Source organism: Acinetobacter sp. DMC2 (assembly GCF_056314305.1).
The window spans coordinates 503,898-524,255 of the sequence record NZ_JBQUYP010000001.1; the positions used below are offsets into that span (position 1 = coordinate 503,898).

The following is a 20,358-nucleotide window of genomic DNA, read 5'->3' on the forward strand; positions in this document are numbered from 1 at the left end:
TAAAAAAAGCCCCAATGGGGCTTTTTTTATTGTGATACGAATTACTTCGCAGCAGCTTGAGCAGCAGCAACTTCTTCAGCGAAGCTCATTTCTGCTTTTTTCTCAATACCTTCACCAACTTCGAAACGTACGAAGTTAGCAACAGTAGTACCAGTTGCTTTTAATACATCAGCAACTTTTTTGTCGTTGTCAATTACGTACATTTGACGATCAAGAGCAACTTCGTTCAAGTATTTATCAACTGAACCAGTTACCATTTTCTCAACGATGTTAGCTGGCTTACCAGATTCTAACGCTTTCGCTTCAGCAATTTCTTTTTCTTTAGCGATAAGGTCAGCAGGCACAGCTTCAGCATTTACAGCTACTGGGTTGAATGCAGCAACGTGCATTGCAATACCTTTACCAGTGTCAGCATCACCAGTATAAGAAACTACAACACCGATTTTTAAACCGTGTTTGTAGATAGCCAAGTTTTCGCCTTCAACGATTTTCGCACGACGAACTTGGATGTTTTCACCGATTTTTTGAACAAGCGCAATACGAGCTTCTTCAACTGTTTGACCGTCTGCTAATTTTAATTCAGCGATTTTAGCAGCATCAGTTTCACCAGCAGCTAAAGCAGCAGTAGCAACAGCTTTAGAGAAGTTAGAGAAGTTTTCGTCTTTAGCAACGAAGTCAGTTTGACAGTTAACTTCAACTAGGATTGCTTTGTTGTCTTCTTGAACGATTGTGATTGCACCGTCAGCAGCAATGTTACCAGCTTTTTTAGCAGCTTTAGCTTGACCAGATTTACGAAGGTTATCAATAGCAAGCTCGATGTCACCGTTCGCTTCTGTTAATGCTTTTTTGCATTCCATCATTGCAAGACCAGTACGGTCACGTAATTCTTTTACCATGCTTGCAGTAATTGCAGTCATGTTGATCTCCTAAAATCGGTAGAAAATAAATCTTTTCAACAAAAACGGCCCAAAGAAACTCTGGGCCGTTTGCACTCTCGACGCTTAATTTGCCACCATTACATGTCGCAAAAATGACAAGCCTGCGTCAAAACGCATTAAGCCTCAGAAGCGTCTTTCGCAGCGTCATCGCCTTTTGCTTGAGCGTTCGCTTGAGATTGAGCGTATTCTTTACCAGCAAGAATTGCGTCAGCCATAGCTGAAGCATATAGAGTTACTGCACGGATCGCATCGTCGTTACCCGGAATAACGTAATCAACGTTGTCTGGGTTAGAGTTTGTATCAACGATACCGATAACAGGAATACCTAAGTTCTTCGCTTCTTTGATTGCAATCGCTTCGTGATCAACGTCGATTACAAATAATGCGTCAGGTAAACCACCCATGTTTTTAACGCCGCCTAAAGAACGCTCAAGTTTTTCCATCTCACGAGCACGTTCTAAAGCTTCACGTTTAGTAAGCTTAGCAAAAGTACCGTCTTGAGATTGAGTTTGAAGATCTTTTAAACGGTTGATAGATTGGCGAAGTGTTTTCCAGTTCGTCAACATACCACCTAACCAACGGTGGTCTACATATGGTTGACCAGCGCGTTGAGCTTGTTCACGGATGATGTTAGAAGCAGCACGTTTTGTACCAACGAACAAAACTTTGTTCTTTTTGCTTGCTAATTGGTTAGCGAAGTTCAAAGCATCATTTAACGCAGGAACAGTGTGCTCAAGGTTGATGATGTGAATTTTGTTGCGCGCGCCAAAAATGTATTGACGCATTTTTGGGTTCCAGAAACGAGTTTGGTGACCAAAGTGCGCACCTGCTTGAAGAAGGTCGCGCATGCTTACGTTGTAATCTGCCATTTTCTTTACCTTAAAAGTTGGGTTAGGCCTCCATATATCCGCATTCTCCACCCTTTTACAGGCACCCAGAGTAATGTGACGATATATGTGCGGATTTTTTACTCCACCTATCAAATTTGTTCGTAAAAGATATTCACGAAAAGCATTTGATAAAATGGGCGGCTATTTATACCATAGACACTTGTAAATTACCAAAAGTTTTTAGAGATCATGAACAGTACTTATACAGCTCCACGTCGATTAATCAAAACTCCAGATGAAATTGAAAAAATGCGCATTGCAGGACGACTGGCGGCTGAAGTTCTAGAGATGATCAAGCCGTATATCAAGGCGGGTGTAAGTACACTTGAACTTGATACCATTTGCCGTAATCACATTGAAAATGTACAACATGCTATTCCTGCCTGTGTCGGCTATGGTGGCGCTCCTGGACGCCCTGCTTTTCAGCACTCTATTTGTACTTCGGTTAACCATGTTGTCTGCCATGGCATTCCTTCTGAAAATAAAACGTTAAAAAACGGCGATATTTTAAATATTGATGTGACTGTAATTAAAGATGGTTATCACGGCGATACAAACATGATGTATATCGTCGGTGGTGAGACGTCTATTTTAGCCAATCGTCTATGTAAAGTTGCTCAAGAAGCGATGTATCGAGGTATGGCAACTGTTAAAGATGGTTCATATTTAGGTGACATTGGTCATGCAATCCAGAAATATGTCGAATCAGAACGTTTTAGTGTAGTACGTGAATATTGTGGCCACGGTATTGGTACCGTTTTCCATGATGAACCTCAAGTATTACATTATGGTCAAGCTGGAACAGGTATGCGTCTGGAAGCTGGTATGACTTTTACTATTGAACCTATGGTAAATGCTGGCGTATGGCAAACTAAACTATTAGGCGATAAATGGACTGTTGTAACGAAAGACCACAAACTTTCAGCTCAATATGAACATACTATTTTAGTGACTCAAACAGGCATTGAAGTTTTAACTGCACGCCCTGAAGAGGACTTATCTCGCTTCAACTAATAGTTTAACAAACTTAAATAAAAGGCTACTTTATGTAGCCTTTTATTTTTTATTTTGTACTTTTTATTAATAAAACTTTCCAAATATAAACAAATATTTCAAAAAAATTACAATTATTAATTTTTAATAAACAATCATTTTAATAAAACGCGGTATGGTTGGCTCAATAAAAATCAGTAAACAAATGTTCGGACATGGAGTCCTTTTATGATGAAAAAGTCATTATTTTGTATGACAGCTGCCTTTTTTGCCCTGCCAACAATCACTAACGCCGCTTCGCCATATTTTAGTTCAAAAGATGGTGATGGTTTCAAACGTTTTTCAGTCTCTGCTGGCTGGTTACATGCAATGCCTCAAGGCTCAGGAAACCCTGTCAATATCAATACTAGCGTTGCAGAAGGTACAACATCTAAAGTTGGAGATGTATCTACAAAAGCAGTTTTAGATGCAATCGACCAAAGCAAAACTTCAGGAAAATTCTGGTATAGCACTATTGGTCTTCTTGATAAGTTTACAGATACTCTTCCCTCTTCACTTGCAGGTACAGCAGAAGTTAATGGTCTTTCTCAATGGGAACAACAAGGTTCTGGCTTAGAAGCTAGTGATGTTGATACTGTTGGTCTTATGTTTAACTACAACTTTACGGACAATTTATCTTTAGAAATTAAAGGTGGTATTCCCCCTAAAGTAGATATTAATGGAAAAGGTAATATTTACGCTCCTCTTTCTGGAAAAGCGACTCCATTAAAAGATGGGTCTTCGATTGGAGAAATCATAGGAGGTGGAATTTCCGAGGCAGGTGGAGATATTCCTTTAAAACAAGACCTTCATATTACTGATCTTTCTCAGGGAGGCAAAGCTGCGACCGCACGCGCATGGTTACCAGCCGTTGAACTACATTATCAATTTGGTAAAACAGGTGTAAATAAGTTCCGTCCTTATATCGGAGCTGGCGTGATGTATGCATACTTTAATGATTTAAAAATGAATTCCGGTATTGAAGCTGATTTAATTCAAGCGGGCCACATGATCCAGAATATCCATGATGGTAAAGCTGGGGCAGCATTAGATCGCAAAACATCATCAGCAAATCCTATCGTGAAACTAGAAGCGACCGATACTTTTGCACCTATTGTAACTTTAGGTGCAACTTACGACTTCAACCCAAATTGGTTTGCTGTTGGTTCAGTTTCTTATTCCAAAATGAATAGTGAAGCAAAAATCTATGTAACTGACCAAAATACAGGTAAAGAGCTAATTAAAGCGAATACCAAAATTGATATTGACCCACTCATTTCATATGTTGGTGTTGGTTACCGCTTCTAACCCCGCATAAAGCTATAAAAACTTATGCACGTTTTTATAGCTTTCTTTCTATCTACATTTTGCTTCTTTTTAAATCAAAATGCTAAAAAAATGAGCATTTTTTATAAAAAATACAGATATAAAAAACCTTTTCAATTTTTTATTAATACCCTCTTATTTTTTCCAATTTTTTTATTATTTTATATTCACAAACTAACTCAATAAAATTAGAAAGTAATTTTTCCTTTTTAGTAAAATTCATTTTTTGGCACAAGCTTTGCTTTATTCATTGCATGATGAATCAATGATGATTCAATGAATAAACAAAGACGGCCAACGATGTCCGCTCTGATCAGTCTGCAGATAGGCAATAAATTGCCATGCAAATTAAATTTCGTTCAGTTCAGAGGGACGGCGTATGTCTTCAAATATCCAATTAGATGCAAAAAAAGCAACTGAAATCAAATTATTTAGTTTTTCAACTCCAGCAATGCGTGCCTTCCACATGACATGGCTCGCTTTCTTCGTATGTTTCTTTGCATGGTTTGCTTGCGCACCCTTAATGCCCGTCATTAAAGGGGAATTTGGCTTAACAAAAGACCAAATTGCTAATATTAATATTGCTGCTGTTGCTATTACTATTTTAGTGCGGCTTATTGTCGGACCACTCTGCGACAAATATGGTCCACGTATTACGTACACCACCCTCCTATTAGTTGGCAGCATTCCAGTATTTGGTGTAGCTGCTGCCAATAGCTATGAATCTTTTCTATTCTTTCGCTTACTTATCGGGGCGATTGGGGCAAGCTTCGTCATTACTCAATACCATACAAGTGTCATGTTTGCACCTAACGTTGTAGGAACAGCAAATGCGGCAACGGCTGGCTGGGGAAATGCTGGTGGTGGAGCAACACAAGCTTTAATGCCTTTATTGCTCGGTGCAATTGTGATGTTTGGTGTTGAACAAACCATGGGATGGCGCGTGGCATTAATCGTACCGGGCGTAATGATGGTTATTGTTGGCATTCTTTACTGGAAATTAACTCAAGACTGTCCTCAAGGGAACTTTAAAGAAGTTCGCGCACAAGGTATTGAAGTCGGAAGTGGTAAAAAAGGTGGTACTGCCATTTTAATGCAAGCCGCTCGCAACTATCGTGTCTGGATTTTATTTTTGGCATATGGCGCAAGTTTTGGTATAGAGATTTTTATCCATAACGTTGCAGCAATGTACTATGTTGATCAGTTCAAAATGGATTTAAAAACGGCTGGACTAACTGCCGGAATCTTTGGTCTTTTAGCATTATTCGCTCGAGCACTAGGCGGTATCATTTCCGATAAAGTCGCACTCAAAAAAGGCTTAGATGGTCGCACGAAAGTACTTGTACTCATGATTTTAGGTGAAGGCTTATTCTTAATCCTCTTCTCGCAAATGAATGCTGTTGCGCTCGCAATTATTTCCATGACTATTTTTGCATTGTTTACGCATATGGCATGTGGAGCAACTTACGCTCTCGTACCCTTTATCGATCGTACTGCATTAGGTGGAGTCGCAGGAATTATTGGTGCGGGTGGTAATGTTGGCGCTGTGGCAGCAGGTTTCCTACTCAAAGGTTTACTTGATGTCCAAACTTGCCTGTTTATTTTAGGCGGTCTGGTTATGGTCGCAGGATGTAGCGTAATTTTGATTCGCTTCACAACTGAACATAAAGAAAAAGAACAAGTTCTTTTTGAGCAAGCATTACTTGAACGTAATTCCACAGCTTAATTTTTATAAGAAGCAGAGATCAAAATGGTGTCTGCTTCTTCAAATTTCTTATCATAAAATATTAACATTAGTCACTTTTTAATTCTTCTTAAATATTCTTGCCATCTATATCGATATTCCTCGATATATCTTCTACAATAAATGACCACATTATTATAATTTTCCATTAATCATGACTAAAACTGCTCACAACTTTTCCCAGCCACTTATCTATATGCTGATTGGTAGTGCCCTTATTTTGGCTCTTTCTTTAGGCGTTAGGCATGGTTTTGGACTGTATTTGGTCCCAATGAGCCATGAATTTGGTTGGGGACAGCATGTTTTTAGTCTCGCAATTGCGATGCAAAACTTAATCTGGGGAGCTGTGCAGCCTTTTACTGGTGCAATCGCAGATAAATATGGCAGTAAAATTGTAGTTGCTGTTGGCGGATTGCTTTACGCCCTCGGCTTACTCTTAATGGCTTTTAGCTCAAGCATCTTAATCTTAAATTTAAGCCTAGGATTGATTATTGGCCTAGCTTTATCAGCCACCTCTTTTACAGTTTTACTTAGTGCAGTAGGTCGAGCGGCACCTCCAGAAAAAAGAAGTATGGCAATGGGGATTGCCAGTGCAGCAGGTTCTTTCGGTCAGTTTATTATGTTGCCATCTACCCTTCTCTTACTCAAAAATGTTGGATGGTCAGCCGCCCTAATGGTCAGTGCACTACTAATTGCTCTTATTATTCCTCTTGCATGGATGTTAAAAGGACCAAGCAATCAAACACCAAAAGCAATTGCACAACCTCAGCTTACATTTAAACAAGTACTGAATATTGCCAGAAAACATAAACCCTTTTGGTGGTTAGCTTTAGGTTTCTTAGTGTGTGGATTCCAAGTTGTTTTCTTAGGTGTACATTTACCCGGCTATTTAATCGACCACGGCTTTGATGCAGCTACAGGAACTGTGTTTCTAGCCCTAGTTGGACTATTTAATATTGTGGGGACTTATGGTGCTGGTTGGTTAGGAGATCGCTTCTCAAAACCTAAATTATTAATGGCACTTTACGGCAGCCGTGGCATCGCGATCATTGCCTTTCTGTTATTACCTTTAAGCATTTATACGGTATATGCTTTTGGAATTATTATGGGCCTTTTATGGCTCTCTACTGTTCCGCTCACCAACGGTATTGTGGCAAATATGTTTGGTGTTAAATACCTTTCAATGCTGAGTGGTATTGTGTTCTTCACTCATCAAGTCGGTTCTTTCTTTGGCGGTTGGCTTGGCGGTGTTAATCATGACTTAACAGGTAATTACAATGCGATTTGGCTATGTTCTATAGCATTAAGTATAGTAGGTGTGATCGTCCACTTCTTTGTAAATGAGGAGGCTGTTATTCATGACGCATAATGCCTTACTTTTGAAAACAATTATGACTTTGCTCGTGATTACTCTGCTGGCCTGTTCAATCATTTTATGGAAACAAACTCCTGATTTATTTGTATATTTCAATCAAGCATTTTGTGCCCACTAGAGATATAGACAGCCAGACGCATACTGCAAATTGTCATAAAAATATAAAAAACCTATGGTCTAATGAAAATAAAAAAGCCCGCAAGTTTGCGGGCTTTTTTATGAAAAACTTATTTAAAATCAAAACAAGCGATTCATACCGTTAAGTGCAGCTACACGGTAAGCTTCAGCCATGGTTGGATAGTTAAACGTCGTTTCAACGAAATATTTCAAGGTATTGTTTGGGCTATGCATAACTGCTTGCCCAATGTGGATAATTTCGGCAGCGTTATTACCAAAACAGTGAATACCTAAAATTTCTAAAGTGTCGCGGTGGAAAAGAATCTTCAATTCACCCACTGTATCACCCGTAATTTGTGCACGAGCCAAATGACGGAAAGAAGCTTGACCCACTTCATACGGAATTTTTTCTTCCGTTAATTCCTGTTCATTTTTACCAATTGATGAGATTTCCGGAATGGTGTAGATACCAGTTGGAATATCACGTACTGGCTTCGCATCTTCACCGCTCATGTTTGCGCCAGCACAGCGCCCTTGGTCATAAGCAGCAGAAGCAAGTGATGGCCAACCAATCACGTCACCAGCAGCATAGATGTTTTCAACTTCAGTTTGATATTGATCATTTACTGAAAGCTGACCGCGGTTGTTTGGAACTAGTCCAACGTTCTCAAGACCTAAGCCTTCTGTGTTACCTGACCGGCCGTTACACCAAAGAATGGCATCAGCTTTAATCTTTTTACCACTTTGTAAGTGTAAAACAACATGGTCATCAAACGTTTCAAGATGATCCATTTGTTCGTTGTGACGAATTAACACACCTTGTTCACGTAAGTGATAAGACAAAGCATCAGCAATTTCATCATCTAGATAACTTAATAGTTTTTGCTGAGTATTAATCAAGTCAACTTTATGATCTAGACCAATAAAGATTGAAGCATATTCACAGCCAATAACGCCCGCGCCGTAAATAATGATTTTTTGAATTGAATAATCAAGATCAAGAATCTTGTCCGAATCAAATACGCGAGGATGATCAAAGTCGAGACCTTGTGGATGATAAGGACGACTACCTGTCGCAATCACGATTTGCTTACAGATAATTGTCTCTTTAATGCCTTCGTGGCTAAAAACTAAGACTGTATTTTTATCTTGAATATATGCACGACCATGGAAGACACCAATCTTGTTACGGTCATAAAAACGTGTATGTGTATCAACCTGTTGTTGAATCACTTTGTGTGCATTACGCAAAACTTGTTTCATGGTGAACTGCTTCCATTCACCTACTTTTTGAAACATTGGATCACGCTGATAGCGAATAATACTAGAAACTGTTTGACGTAAAGCTTTACTTGGAATCGTTCCTACGTGTGCACAGTTACCACCCAGTTGATCACGCACATCTACAATTGCAACACGCTTACCAGCTTTTGAAAGCTTCATTGCCGCGCCTTCACCCGCAGGTCCAGAACCGAGAACTACCGCATCGTATTTAACGAAATTCCCACTAACGACCTCTTTTTTACGTGGCATTGAAAGCTCCTTCCTCACTTGAATGACCATATTTTATAATAAATTATGGCTAATATGCGGTGAATTTATGTATTTCTCAACCCTATATTTCTGAATAGCCACATTTATTATATGAATAGTTATTTTCCGCTATTAACTGAAGAACTTCGCTATAATACAATGTCAATGTCTCTATAAACGAGTGGAAAAGTTAGATATGTCAGAACACCGTAAACCTGAACAGGGTGTAAAACTTCGTGGCGCAGAAAAAGTCGCAAGAATTCCTGTAAAAGTTGTACCTACGGTTGAAGTGCCGCGTAAACCTGACTGGATTCGTGTCAAGATGACGGCACCAGAAGAAGTTCAGCGTATTAAAACGACTTTACGTGCTCAAAAACTCCATACCGTTTGTGAAGAAGCTGCTTGTCCTAACCTACCAGAATGTTTTGGTGGCGGTACGGCAACATTCATGATTATGGGCGATATTTGTACACGCCGTTGTCCTTTCTGTGATGTAGCACATGGTCGTCCAAATGCACTCGATGCTGATGAACCTCGTCACATGGCAGAAACCATTTCTAACCTGAAACTCAAGTATGCAGTAATTACTTCTGTTGACCGTGATGACTTACTTGACGGCGGTGCACAACACTTTGTGGACTGTATTAAAGAAGCTCGCGCACTTAGTCCGACGACATTGCTTGAGATTTTAGTACCTGACTTCCGTGGACGTATGGATATTGCTTTACGCATTATGACTGAATGTCCGCCAGACGTATTTAACCACAACATTGAGACTGTACCTCGCTTATATAAAGCAATGCGTCCAGGTTCAGACTATCAACACTCTTTAACCTTATTAAAAATGTTTAAAGAATACTGTCCAGATATCCCAACAAAATGTGGTTTGATGGTCGGTATTGGTGAAACTGAAGAAGAAGTTATTGCATTGCTTGATGACTTACGTGCTCACGATGTTGACTATGTGACGATTGGTCAATATTTACAGCCATCTAAACAACATGCGCCAATCGACCGCTTTGTAACGCCAGAAGAGTTTGAACGTTATGCAGAGCATGGTCGTAAACTTGGCTTTAGAAATATCTGGTCTGCACCAATGGTTCGTTCTAGTTATTTTGCTGATCGTCAATACCACGGTGAACCAGTACCAGAAGTTCGTCGTAAAGTAGATCCAGCTAAGAAAATCGCTGTTCAAACCGTCGAAGCTTAATAAATTAAATATCTATAAAAAGCCCTCTAACCCAGAGGGCTTTTTATTTGTATAAGAAAATCAATAACATTTCTTGACAAATCGATAAAACAAGCCATTACACTTTCACTGAAAAATATCTTATACCTAAAAGTACGATATATCCCTGCTCTAGCATATACATCAATTGCGATATAAAAAATTAAATTTAAACAGCATTAAAATTAGCTAGTTAAGCCTTAAATCTCTCCTCGCTTTTTTGTAACTTCTAACTTGAGGGCTTATCTAGCAAGGAGCAAGTATGATTTTCCTACTCTTTGTTTTAAGCATTGTCATTCAGCTTTTTGCAATATGGGCAATTTTCTTTTTTAACCTGAATCGAATCATTGGTAGTGTAATTACGATTGCGGTGGCTATATTTACTGCACTCATATTAACCCCATGGGCTCTCATTTTAGGTATTCCCCTCATTGCCCTTAGTATCATTATTTTATTTGCACCATTACGCTTTAACCTGATTACTAAACCTGCATATAAAACATTAGCAAACTCAATGCCGAGCATCAGTACAACTGAACAAGAGGCCTTAGAGGCAGGTACCAGTTGGTGGGAAAAAGAATTATTTATGGGGGCACCTGATTGGTCTCAATTTGAGAAATATCCCTACCCAACGTTGACAGAAGAAGAGCAAAGTTTTATTGATAATGAAGTTGAATTACTTTGTAGCATGCTAGATGAGTGGGAAATTCATCATCACTTAAAAGATCTTCCACCAGAGGTTTGGCAGTTTATTAAAGACAAAGGTTTTTTAGGTCTCATTATTCCAAAATCCTTTGGCGGCAAAGAATTTAGCTCATTTGCCCAAAGCCGTATTATGAGCAAAATTGCTTCACGCTCGCTCACCACTGCTGTGAGTTGCATGGTTCCTAACTCATTAGGACCGGGTGAGCTACTCATGCACTACGGTACTGATGCTCAAAAGCAACAATATTTACCGGGCCTTGCTAAAGGCGAAGAAATCCCATGCTTTGGTTTAACCAGCCCAGAAGCAGGTTCAGATGCTGGTGCCATTCCAGATTCGGGTGTTGTTTGCTACGGCGAACATGAAGGTGCTCAAATTCTTGGTCTCCGCATGAATTTCTCTAAACGCTGGATTACGCTTGCACCAATTGCCACCGTTGTTGGTCTAGCATTTAAACTTTATGACCCAGAAGGCCTACTCGGAGATAAAAATAAAACAGAATACGGCATTACTTGTGCCTTAATTCCTGCAAGTCATGCGGGTGTAAAAATTGGAGCACGACATTTTCCAGGTTCTCCATTTATGAACGGAACTGTAGAAGGAGAAGATGTTTTCATTCCTATTGACTGGATTATCGGTGGGCAAGAAAATGCCGGTAAGGGCTGGCGAATGCTAATGGAGTGCTTAGGTGTTGGCCGTGGTATTTCCCTTCCAGCTTTAGCAACAGCAGCAGGTGAAATGAGCTATTTAACCGTTGGTGCTTTTGCAAAAATTCGTCAACAGTTCAATATTTCAGTAGGTAAATTTGAAGGCGTACAAGAAGCGACTAGTGAAATTGCTAGCGATGCCTATATGCTTGAGGCATTCCGTTATTTAGTCACATGTGGCCTAAATCAAGGTGGAACACCTGCCGTGATGACTGCCATGGCAAAATATTATGCCACTGAAACGATGCGCAAAGTCGTCAATCACGGAATGGATATTGCTGGAGGACGTGCAATTCAACTTGGACCACGTAACTTCCTTGCCCTTACCTATCAAGCGATTCCAATTGCGATTACAGTAGAAGGCGCAAATATTTTGACTCGTTCATTGATGATTTTTGGTCAAGGTTCAATGCGTTGTCACCCTTATCTTTTTGAAGAATTACAACTCCTTCAATCTGAGGATAAGAATGATTCAGTCAAAAAATTCGATGATTTATTATTTAAACATTTAGCCTATACCTTTAACCGTGGGGCAAAATCATTTGCTTATGGTTGGACAGGTGGCTCAAATGATGCTCCTCAATCAGTAGATCAATTTACTGCCAGTTACTATAAGACCATCAACCGTTTTAGTGCCAACTTCGCGCTTGTTTCCGATATGTCACTTGGTTTACTTGCAGGCGACTTAAAACGCAAAGAAATGTTATCAGGACGCTTAGCAGATATTCACGCGCACCTCTTTATTTCTACAGCGATTTTAAAATTTTATGAAGCTGGCCAAAAAACTGAAGCTGAACAACTTCACGCCAAATTAGCTCTACAAAAAGCTTTCTTAAATATTCAGGAAGCATTTTGGGGATTATTTGACAACTTCCCAGCTAAACTTCCAGCGGCATTTGTAAAATGGATCTGTTTCCCTCTTGGCCGTGTCATTTCAAAACCTGACGATGAGTTAAAACAGCAAGTCGCTGAACTTATGATGCAAGAGCATCCTTTCAGAGAGCAGCTTAAACATCACGTATTTTATTCAACTAAAGCCGATGATGTGACTGGACGTTTAGAACATGCATTTCAAATTTTACGAACGCTTGAGCCTCTTTGGGATAAGTTTAAAAAAGCTGAATCTAAAGGCAAATTTACAGGACTGACTTTCGAAGAGAATATTGCACAAGCGATAAAAGAAGGTTTTATTACTGAAAGTGAAGCTCAGCAATTATTGCAATACAACGCAATTCGATTTGATAGCATGCTTACAGATGTATTTGATGAAGATTTAAATAAGGATCTGCCTTTATCGAACCCTCATCAAATTTAGTGACTGATGCCTCCACTAATTCACTATTGCAATCACACTTGATTCGCATTAATTAATAAACAGCTATAAAAGCGTCAATCGATGCTTTTATTTTTAGGAGAAATTAATGTCTAAGCAAGATTACGAAAATGGATTAAAAGTTCGCACAGAAGTGATGGGAGAAGCTTTTGTAAAACGTGCCCAAGAAAACACCGTGCCCTTTACCCAGCCTTTACAAGACTGGATCAACGAGCATGCATGGGGATCGACTTGGCAGCGTGAAGGTGTGCTACCACGTAAATATCGTTCATTAATTACTTTGGCAATGTTAACTGCACTTAAGTCACCAACCGAACTCAAAGGCCATGTTCGTGGTGCGCTCAACAATGGCTGTACAGTTGAGGAGATTCAAGAAACTTTATTGCATAGTCTGCCATATTGCGGCGCGCCTGCTACACAAGAAGCTTTTCGTGCTGCTTTAGAAGTGATTCAAGAATATCAACAAAAATAACTTCAATATGAGCCAGCACCCTACTGGCTCTTTTAAGCTAATTCAATTTAGTCGAATGCATCTGAAAATTACGGTCATCAATCACGATAGCCTGACGACAAATCCCTTCTACTTGACGTTGCTTTTCAAAAACTGCTGCTGACATCGGTTCAAAATTATCAAAAAAGCAGATTTCTTTTGGGTCAATAGAATAGATAAGAGACTGATTTCCGACACCCTCTAATGTATCGTAATAGACAATCACCATTTTGCCATGTTGAATTTCAGCTTGAATATCTTGATAGCTCAACGCTGGTCCTGTCGGTATTTTCAGTACCTTTGCTTCTTTATAGCTCATTCGTTCGCTTGGGCTAATATTAGGATCTTCATCTGAATGAAATGACACGTTAAATCCTAATTTCTTTAATGCAACAGCTAAGGCAATAGTATAGGTGCCCCCTTCGTCGTGTCGGCAAACTTTAATCAACTCAGCAACATCAATTTGTACTCCATGATGTTGAAGCACCATCCAAACCGCAAAAACACCACAGTTTGCTTCGAGGTTTGCTAGAGCTTGGGGAATATTTACTGCCATAATTTGAATCTATAAGGATAATTAGGCAGATAATAAACAAAACTGGATTGGCACTAAAAGCTTTTCCAAGTACAATGTTTCGCTAGTCGAGGGATGCTGCGACAAATGATCGGCACTAAAGATCAATTTGCCAGGCTCGACAATCGGTTAAACACTCGTTTTAACCAACAACGGCATCCGCGAACAGAACGATCCATACTATTTTTTCCCTAGGAGATCCTGATGAACGCGGTTAATGCTTCATTTACAGATTATAAAGTTGCTGACATCTCTCTTGCTGACTACGGTCGTAAAGAAATCAAACTTGCTGAAGCAGAAATGCCGGCTTTAATTGGTTTACGTAAACGTTATGCAGCGTCTAAACCACTTGCTGGTGCAAAAATCCTTGGTTGTATTCACATGACCATTCAAACAGCGGTTCTTATTGAAACGCTTGTTGAATTAGGTGCTGAAGTTCGTTGGACTTCATGTAACATTTTCTCGACTCAAGACCATGCTGCTGCTGCAATTGCTGCTCGCGGTATTCCTGTTTTTGCTTGGAAAGGCGAAACTGAAGAAGAATATGTATGGTGCCTTGAACAACAAGTTAATGTTAATGGTCAGCCTTGGGATGCCAACATGATCTTGGATGATGGCGGTGACTTAACTGCTCTTGTTCATGAAAAATACCCTGCGCTTTTAGAACGCATTCACGGTATTACTGAAGAAACGACTACAGGTGTTCAACGTCTTATCGAAATGTGGAAAGACGGTTCTTTGAAAGTACCTGCAATTAACGTAAATGACTCAGTTACTAAATCTAAAAACGACAACAAATATGGTTGCCGTCACTCATTAAATGACGCAATCAAACGCGCAACTGACATGCTTTTGTCAGGCCGCCGTGCGCTTGTGATCGGTTATGGTGACGTTGGTAAAGGTTCTGCTCAATCTTTACGTCAAGAAGGCATGATCGTTCGTGTAACTGAAGTTGACCCAATTTGTGCAATGCAAGCATGTATGGACGGCTATGAAGTTGTATCTCCATACAAAAACGGCGTACAAACAGGCAAAAAAGAAGATATTAACCACGACTTACTTGGCAACACTGACCTTGTTGTAACGACTACTGGTAACTACCACGTATGTGATGCTGCAATGTTAGATAGCTTAAAAGCTGGCGCAGTTGTATGTAACATCGGTCACTTCGACACAGAAATCGACACAGCTTATTTACGTGGTTACAAGTGGGTTGAAGTTAAGCCACAAGTTCACCAAGTTTATCGTTCTGAAGACGAAAACAACTACCTCATTCTTCTTTCAGAAGGTCGCCTTGTAAACCTAGGTAATGCAACTGGTCACCCATCACGCGTGATGGACGGTTCTTTTGCTAACCAAGTGTTAGGTCAAATTCACTTATTCCAAGAGAAATTTGCTGACCTTCCTGCAAACGAAAAAACTGCAAAAATTCGTGTAGAAGTTCTTCCTAAGAAACTTGACGAAGAAGTTGCTGCAGCAATGGTTGCAGGTTTTGGTGGTGTACTTACTCAATTAACTCAAGAGCAAGCTGGCTATTTAGGTGTTGCTGTTGAGGGACCATTCAAGTCTGACGCTTACAAATACTAAGAACTTAAGGGCAGACGGTGAACCGACTGCCCTTTTTTCTAAAAATATTGTTTCGCTGTTTACAAGGATTTGACATGACTAAACGTATACCTATTTCTTTTGAGTTTTTCCCACCGAAAACTGATGCCGGTGCTGAAAAACTTCGTATTGTTCATCAAGAATTACAACTATTAAATCCAGATTTTTTCTCGATTACCTATGGTGCTGGTGGTTCTACTCGCGAACGTACTCTTGCTGCTATTGACGATTTCAATGGTAAAGGTACACCAGTTGCGCCTCACCTTTCATGCATTGGTGATGATAAAGCGCGTATTGCTGAGTTACTAGATTTATATAAAACCCAAGGCATTAACCGTATTGTCGCTTTACGCGGTGACTTACCTTCTGGTCAAGTCGGGCTTGGCGAACTTCCTTATGCTCAAGATTTAGTACGTTTTATTCGTGAGCACTCAGGTGATCATTTTCATATTGAAGTTGCAGCTTATCCTGAAATGCACCCTCAAGCTGAAGACCTTGATTCAGATATCCAACGTTTTATTGAAAAAGTACAAGCTGGCGCTAATGCAGGAATTACACAATTCTTCTTTAATCCAGACTCATACTTTTATTTTATTGAGCGTCTGGAAAAAGCTGGAGTTAATATTCCAGTGGCTCCTGGCATCATGCCGATTACCAATGCCAGCAATTTAATTCGCTTTGCTGATGGTACAGGTGCTGAAATTCCTCGTTGGATCCGTAAACAATTACAAGCCTATGGCGATGACAGCGAGAGTATTAAAGCTTTTGGTCATGAAGTTGTTGTGAAGCTATGTGAACGCCTGATTGCAGGTGGTGCACCAAGCTTACATTTCTATTCAATGAATCAAGTCGAACCAACTCATCAACTCGTTATTGATCTTGGTTTAAATTAATTTTGTAAGGCGTACCCAATGAATCGTTTTTTTATCGAAACTGAACTTACAGTTGGTTCAACTATTCAACTAACTGAATCAGTATTTCATCATTGGGTGCGTGTCTTACGTGCACAATTACAAGAACAAGCGACTCTATTTAATGGACAAGGTGGCGAATATCTGGCCACACTGAGCGAAATTAATAAAAAAAATGCGTTTGTTACAATTGAGAATTTCAACCCTAATAACCGTAGTGCCCCATTTAAAGCAGTTCTTGGTCAGGTCATGAGTAAAGGTGACCGAATGGATTATGCCATTCAGAAAGCCACTGAACTTGGTGTAAGTCAAATTCAGTTGCTTACAAGCGACCGCTGTGAAATGCGCTTAAAATACGACCGAGATCAAAAAAAATTAGATCACTGGCAAGCTGTTGCAATTGCAGCATGCGAACAATGTGGCTTGAACTTAGTCCCAGAAGTATTAGCTCCTATTTCTCTTAATGAATGGTTAAATTCTTCAGAACTTCCTCAATCTAAATTTGTTTTAGCACCAGAAAAAGAACAAAAAGATGTATTAGCAGGCATACAACCTGAACTCGCCTTGTTAATTGGACCAGAAGGCGGTTTAAGCGAGAATGAAATTACTCAAGCCAATCAAGCTGGTTTTATGAACTGGTGTATTGGTGACCGTGTTTTACGTACAGAAACTGCACCAGTCGTCGCCTTATCTATTTTAAATTATCGGTTTTTATCCACCTAAGTTCATTGAACATTGATTAAATCGCTATTTAAAGTTAATTTACTTTTATTGTATGAATAAAATTTCAAATTCTTTATCACTGATAAATCAGATTCTTTCTGTGTATATGTAAAAAAATAGGATAGAAAAATCTTATGTCTGGGCTTCAGGAAGAATATTTACAGCATCAAACAAAAATTGAGCAGCTAAAACTTTCAATTCAATATATACGCTGGTATTTAGCTAGCTTAATACTGCTATGTCTCATTTCATACGCTATTTTTTCTTATTATTTTTCATCTTCAATAACAATATTTAACTGGTCAATGGGCCTGACTATTGCATCTCTTACCTGCCTATTATTTGTTCCAAATATTTTAACGCACTATCGTACTACTAACTTTATTAAAAAAGCTGATCTTATCTTACAAAGTATTTGTTTTATTTCAGGAGTTTTACTAGGGGCAACCGTTACAGTTATTCATTTTTATCTTCCTCAAGAACTAGTTATCCTACCAGATGCTCATATTTTAATTGCTTTGTTTATCACTTCTGCCCATATCATTGGACTGACTTTTTTAACGCAACAACCTCGATACTTTTATCTCTTATTTATTCCCAGTACATTACCTCTATTAATCGCTCAATTTACACATACACCTATTACTCAGCTGCCTTTTTATTTCGCCTATAACATCGCTTTCATAGCTACCATACTCTGTGCATACGCAACTCAACGTAACTATCAAAAAATTTCTCAACTATTATTTAGAAATAAACAGCTCATTCAAATTTCAGAACAACATACCCAGTGGGCTGAAGAGTTATGTGTACAGCTCCAACAAGAAGTAAATAAGTCTAAAGATATTGAAGCCCAGCTCCAATTTAATAACCATTTACTAGAACAAAAGGTACGTGAACGCACATACGATCTCACCAAAATGAATGAGCAACTCGAAAGCCACCACTACAATTTAGCTTTTGCAAATGAAACGGCAGGCATTCGACCTTGGGACTGGGATATTGAAAATCAAAAATTAGAAATTACGTTTTTTGATCAACAAAAGCAGACACAAACGACCGTTATTCATCTCAATACTATTTTAGACCGTGTACATCCAAGTGATAAAAAACTGTTTAACGAGCGTTTAAAGCAACATCTGGAAGGAATTACAGATCATTTTAATATTAATTTCAGGATTTTACGTCGAGATGGTTCATGGCGATGGATTCATGATGTAGGTCGTGTCATTACCAGAGACCCAAAAACACAAAAAGCGCTCCGTATGGTTGGGATGACCCGAGATATACATCAAGAGAAAAAAGACCAAGAACACTTAAGACTATCGGCAATTGTGCTTGAACAAGCAGCAGAAGGCATATTCATTTTAGATGAACATCTGAACTATATTGATATTAATCCCTACTACGAAAAATTAACCGGATTTTCTAAATCAGAACTTCTAAATAAAGAATTATTTAGCATTGCGATTAATCAAAAAGAATTACAACAACAATTTCACACCTCAATTACCCAACAGCTCCAAGAGACTGGAGAATATATGGGCCAATTCGATGAAAAATTTAGTTCTGGCAAAAGCGTCTATTTGTGGTTACACATCAATGTGGTCAAAGATGAGTTCCATCAAATTACAAATTATATTGGATTTGCACGTGACCTCACTGAGCAAAAACGTCAGGAACAACATCTATCCTATTTAAAAAATTACGATAGTCTCACCCACTTGCCTAATCGTCTTTACTATTACAATCAATTACATCAATATCTTGTAAACCCTTCATATAACATTAAAAATTTAGCACTGATACGAGTAAACATTGACCGTTTTCGCGCGTTTAATGAATTTTTAAATAATGATAGTGGTGATGAACTCCTTAAACAGTTCGCACAACGATTACGCCTAATCAATATTAATGCAATTTTAGTTGCCTATTTAAATAGTGACGATTTTGCAATTATTTATGAAATTTCTCCAATTCATCCAAATATTGAGCAATATTGCCAAAACATCCTGCAAGCGCTCAACGCACCTTTTTATATTGATAATCACGAATATTTTATTACAGCTTCTATCGGTGTGGCATGCTTTCCTGAGCATGGCCGACAAATTGACCATCTTAATAACCATGCAGAACAAGCACTTTCAGAAGCAAAGCGCTTAGGGGGCAACACCATTTCTTACTATTGCAATAAAGCAGAACATCCATATAAAACTGCTGATTTAGAACAAGAGTTACGTAAAGCCATTCAGAATGATGAATTTGTCATTTATTACCAACCCAAAATTAATTTACTAGATCAATCTATTATCGGTTTTGAAGCATTAATTCGTTGGCAACATCCTGAAAAAGGATTAGTCATGCCAAATATGTTTATACCTTTTGCTGAACGTAGTAGCCTGATTTCAGATATTGGTAAAGTCGTTTTAGATAAAGTTGGAAAACAATTACAAGAATGGAAAAACGCGGGCTACACAAATGTTCAAGTCTCTGTAAATATTGTCGCTCAGCAAATACATCGTGGCTTATTACTCAGCGATTTAGATGAGGTTTTGCAAAAATATAATATACAAGGTTCTGATCTTGAACTTGAAATTACTGAGTCGGCTTTATTAGACAATACGGATAACGTCAAAACGCTATTACATGCGATAAAACAACGAGATATTTCAATTGCTCTAGATGACTTCGGTACAGGTTATTCCTCTTTGGCTTACCTGACAGAGTATCCAATTGATGTACTAAAAATTGACCGTGCTTTCATTTCTAAAATTGGTGATCACAAACAAGAAGCGATTGTAAATGCCATGATTGCAATGGGTAAAAGTATGGGCCTTAAATTGGTCGCCGAAGGTGTAGAAACAGAAGAACAAGTTACCTATTTGCAAAAACAGCAATGTGATTTTTTACAAGGCTATTTCTTTAGTCGCCCTATTCCAGCTGAGCAGATTATTCCTTATCTACAAACAGATTCGCATATTTATTAATTGTTCCAACTCTCTATTTTTACATATGCTGCTTTTTCCAAAAATGAGCGTTTTTGACTGTGAGAAATAAAGAAGTAGTGTTATATTCTTTAGCATTTAGCTCACTACAGGGCTATTGGCAATTCGTCTACTATTCTCTTAA

General features: G+C 38.8%; 15 protein-coding genes. 11 read left to right on the forward strand and 4 right to left on the reverse strand.

The genetic code is table 11. The annotated features are described in order from the left end of the window. Positions 1-41 precede the first annotated feature (41 nt). On the reverse strand, positions 42-917 hold the full coding sequence (gene tsf / locus ACT53H_RS02445) for a translation elongation factor Ts (protein WP_476008518.1): 876 nt from the start codon (positions 915-917) through the stop codon (positions 42-44). A 137-nt stretch (positions 918-1,054) separates the two neighbouring features. Continuing rightward, entirely contained in the window at positions 1,055-1,807 is a 753-nt protein-coding gene (rpsB, locus tag ACT53H_RS02450) for a 30S ribosomal protein S2 (protein ID WP_002118204.1), read from the reverse strand. Positions 1,808-2,017: 210 nt separating this feature from the next. On the opposite strand from rpsB, the gene map reads away from it, so the two are divergent. The 4 genes from map (at position 2,018) to ACT53H_RS02470 (ending at position 7,299) form a co-directional block, all read left to right on the forward strand. Continuing rightward, the gene (gene map, locus ACT53H_RS02455; protein ID WP_004790999.1) at positions 2,018-2,842 is read left to right on the forward strand and encodes a type I methionyl aminopeptidase; all 825 of its coding nucleotides are present in this window, start codon (positions 2,018-2,020) and stop codon (positions 2,840-2,842) included. Between the two features lie 207 nt (positions 2,843-3,049). Further along, a complete protein-coding gene (locus ACT53H_RS02460; protein ID WP_476008519.1) occupies positions 3,050-4,168 on the forward strand; it encodes an OmpW/AlkL family protein in 1,119 nt (372 codons plus the stop codon). 397 nt (positions 4,169-4,565) lie between these two features. After that, positions 4,566-5,912, forward strand: coding sequence for an MFS transporter (locus tag ACT53H_RS02465; RefSeq protein ID WP_004790995.1), 1,347 nt, complete (start codon positions 4,566-4,568; stop codon positions 5,910-5,912). 172 nt (positions 5,913-6,084) lie between these two features. After that, positions 6,085-7,299, forward strand: a complete 1,215-nt coding sequence (locus ACT53H_RS02470) for an MFS transporter (RefSeq protein WP_174729285.1) — start codon at positions 6,085-6,087, stop codon at positions 7,297-7,299. Between the two features lie 243 nt (positions 7,300-7,542). Here the strand turns inward: ACT53H_RS02470 and sthA are convergent, their stop codons facing one another. Then, entirely contained in the window at positions 7,543-8,955 is a 1,413-nt protein-coding gene (sthA, locus tag ACT53H_RS02475; RefSeq protein ID WP_174741194.1) for a Si-specific NAD(P)(+) transhydrogenase, read from the reverse strand. A gap of 196 nt (positions 8,956-9,151) precedes the next feature. On the opposite strand from sthA, the gene lipA reads away from it, so the two are divergent. From lipA to ACT53H_RS02490, 3 genes are all read left to right on the forward strand, one after another. Further along, the gene (gene lipA, locus ACT53H_RS02480; RefSeq protein WP_004790988.1) at positions 9,152-10,165 is read left to right on the forward strand and encodes a lipoyl synthase; all 1,014 of its coding nucleotides are present in this window, start codon (positions 9,152-9,154) and stop codon (positions 10,163-10,165) included. A gap of 280 nt (positions 10,166-10,445) precedes the next feature. Continuing rightward, positions 10,446-12,908: an acyl-CoA dehydrogenase gene (locus ACT53H_RS02485; RefSeq protein WP_476008520.1), complete on the forward strand. Its 2,463-nt coding sequence runs from the start codon at positions 10,446-10,448 to the stop codon at positions 12,906-12,908. A 106-nt stretch (positions 12,909-13,014) separates the two neighbouring features. Then, entirely contained in the window at positions 13,015-13,398 is a 384-nt protein-coding gene (locus ACT53H_RS02490) for a carboxymuconolactone decarboxylase family protein (protein ID WP_000043120.1), read from the forward strand. Positions 13,399-13,435: 37 nt separating this feature from the next. On the opposite strand, the gene ACT53H_RS02495 is transcribed toward ACT53H_RS02490, so the two are convergent. After that, positions 13,436-13,972, reverse strand: coding sequence for a cysteine peptidase family C39 domain-containing protein (locus tag ACT53H_RS02495; RefSeq protein ID WP_174740967.1), 537 nt, complete (start codon positions 13,970-13,972; stop codon positions 13,436-13,438). A gap of 222 nt (positions 13,973-14,194) precedes the next feature. Between ACT53H_RS02495 and ahcY the strand changes: the two genes are divergently transcribed. The 4 genes from ahcY (at position 14,195) to ACT53H_RS02515 (ending at position 20,216) form a co-directional block, all read left to right on the forward strand. Continuing rightward, a complete protein-coding gene (gene ahcY / locus ACT53H_RS02500) occupies positions 14,195-15,577 on the forward strand; it encodes an adenosylhomocysteinase (RefSeq protein ID WP_144731861.1) in 1,383 nt (460 codons plus the stop codon). A gap of 74 nt (positions 15,578-15,651) precedes the next feature. Beyond that, positions 15,652-16,488, forward strand: coding sequence for a methylenetetrahydrofolate reductase [NAD(P)H] (gene metF / locus ACT53H_RS02505; protein ID WP_476008521.1), 837 nt, complete (start codon positions 15,652-15,654; stop codon positions 16,486-16,488). Between the two features lie 18 nt (positions 16,489-16,506). After that, positions 16,507-17,229 (forward strand): 16S rRNA (uracil(1498)-N(3))-methyltransferase, encoded by a 723-nt coding sequence (locus ACT53H_RS02510; protein WP_476008522.1) that lies wholly within the window; start codon positions 16,507-16,509, stop codon positions 17,227-17,229. 134 nt (positions 17,230-17,363) lie between these two features. Next, positions 17,364-20,216 carry a putative bifunctional diguanylate cyclase/phosphodiesterase gene (locus ACT53H_RS02515; protein ID WP_476008523.1) on the forward strand — a complete coding sequence of 951 codons (2,853 nt, stop codon included), beginning with the start codon at positions 17,364-17,366 and terminating at the stop codon, positions 20,214-20,216. Positions 20,217-20,358 lie beyond the last annotated feature (142 nt).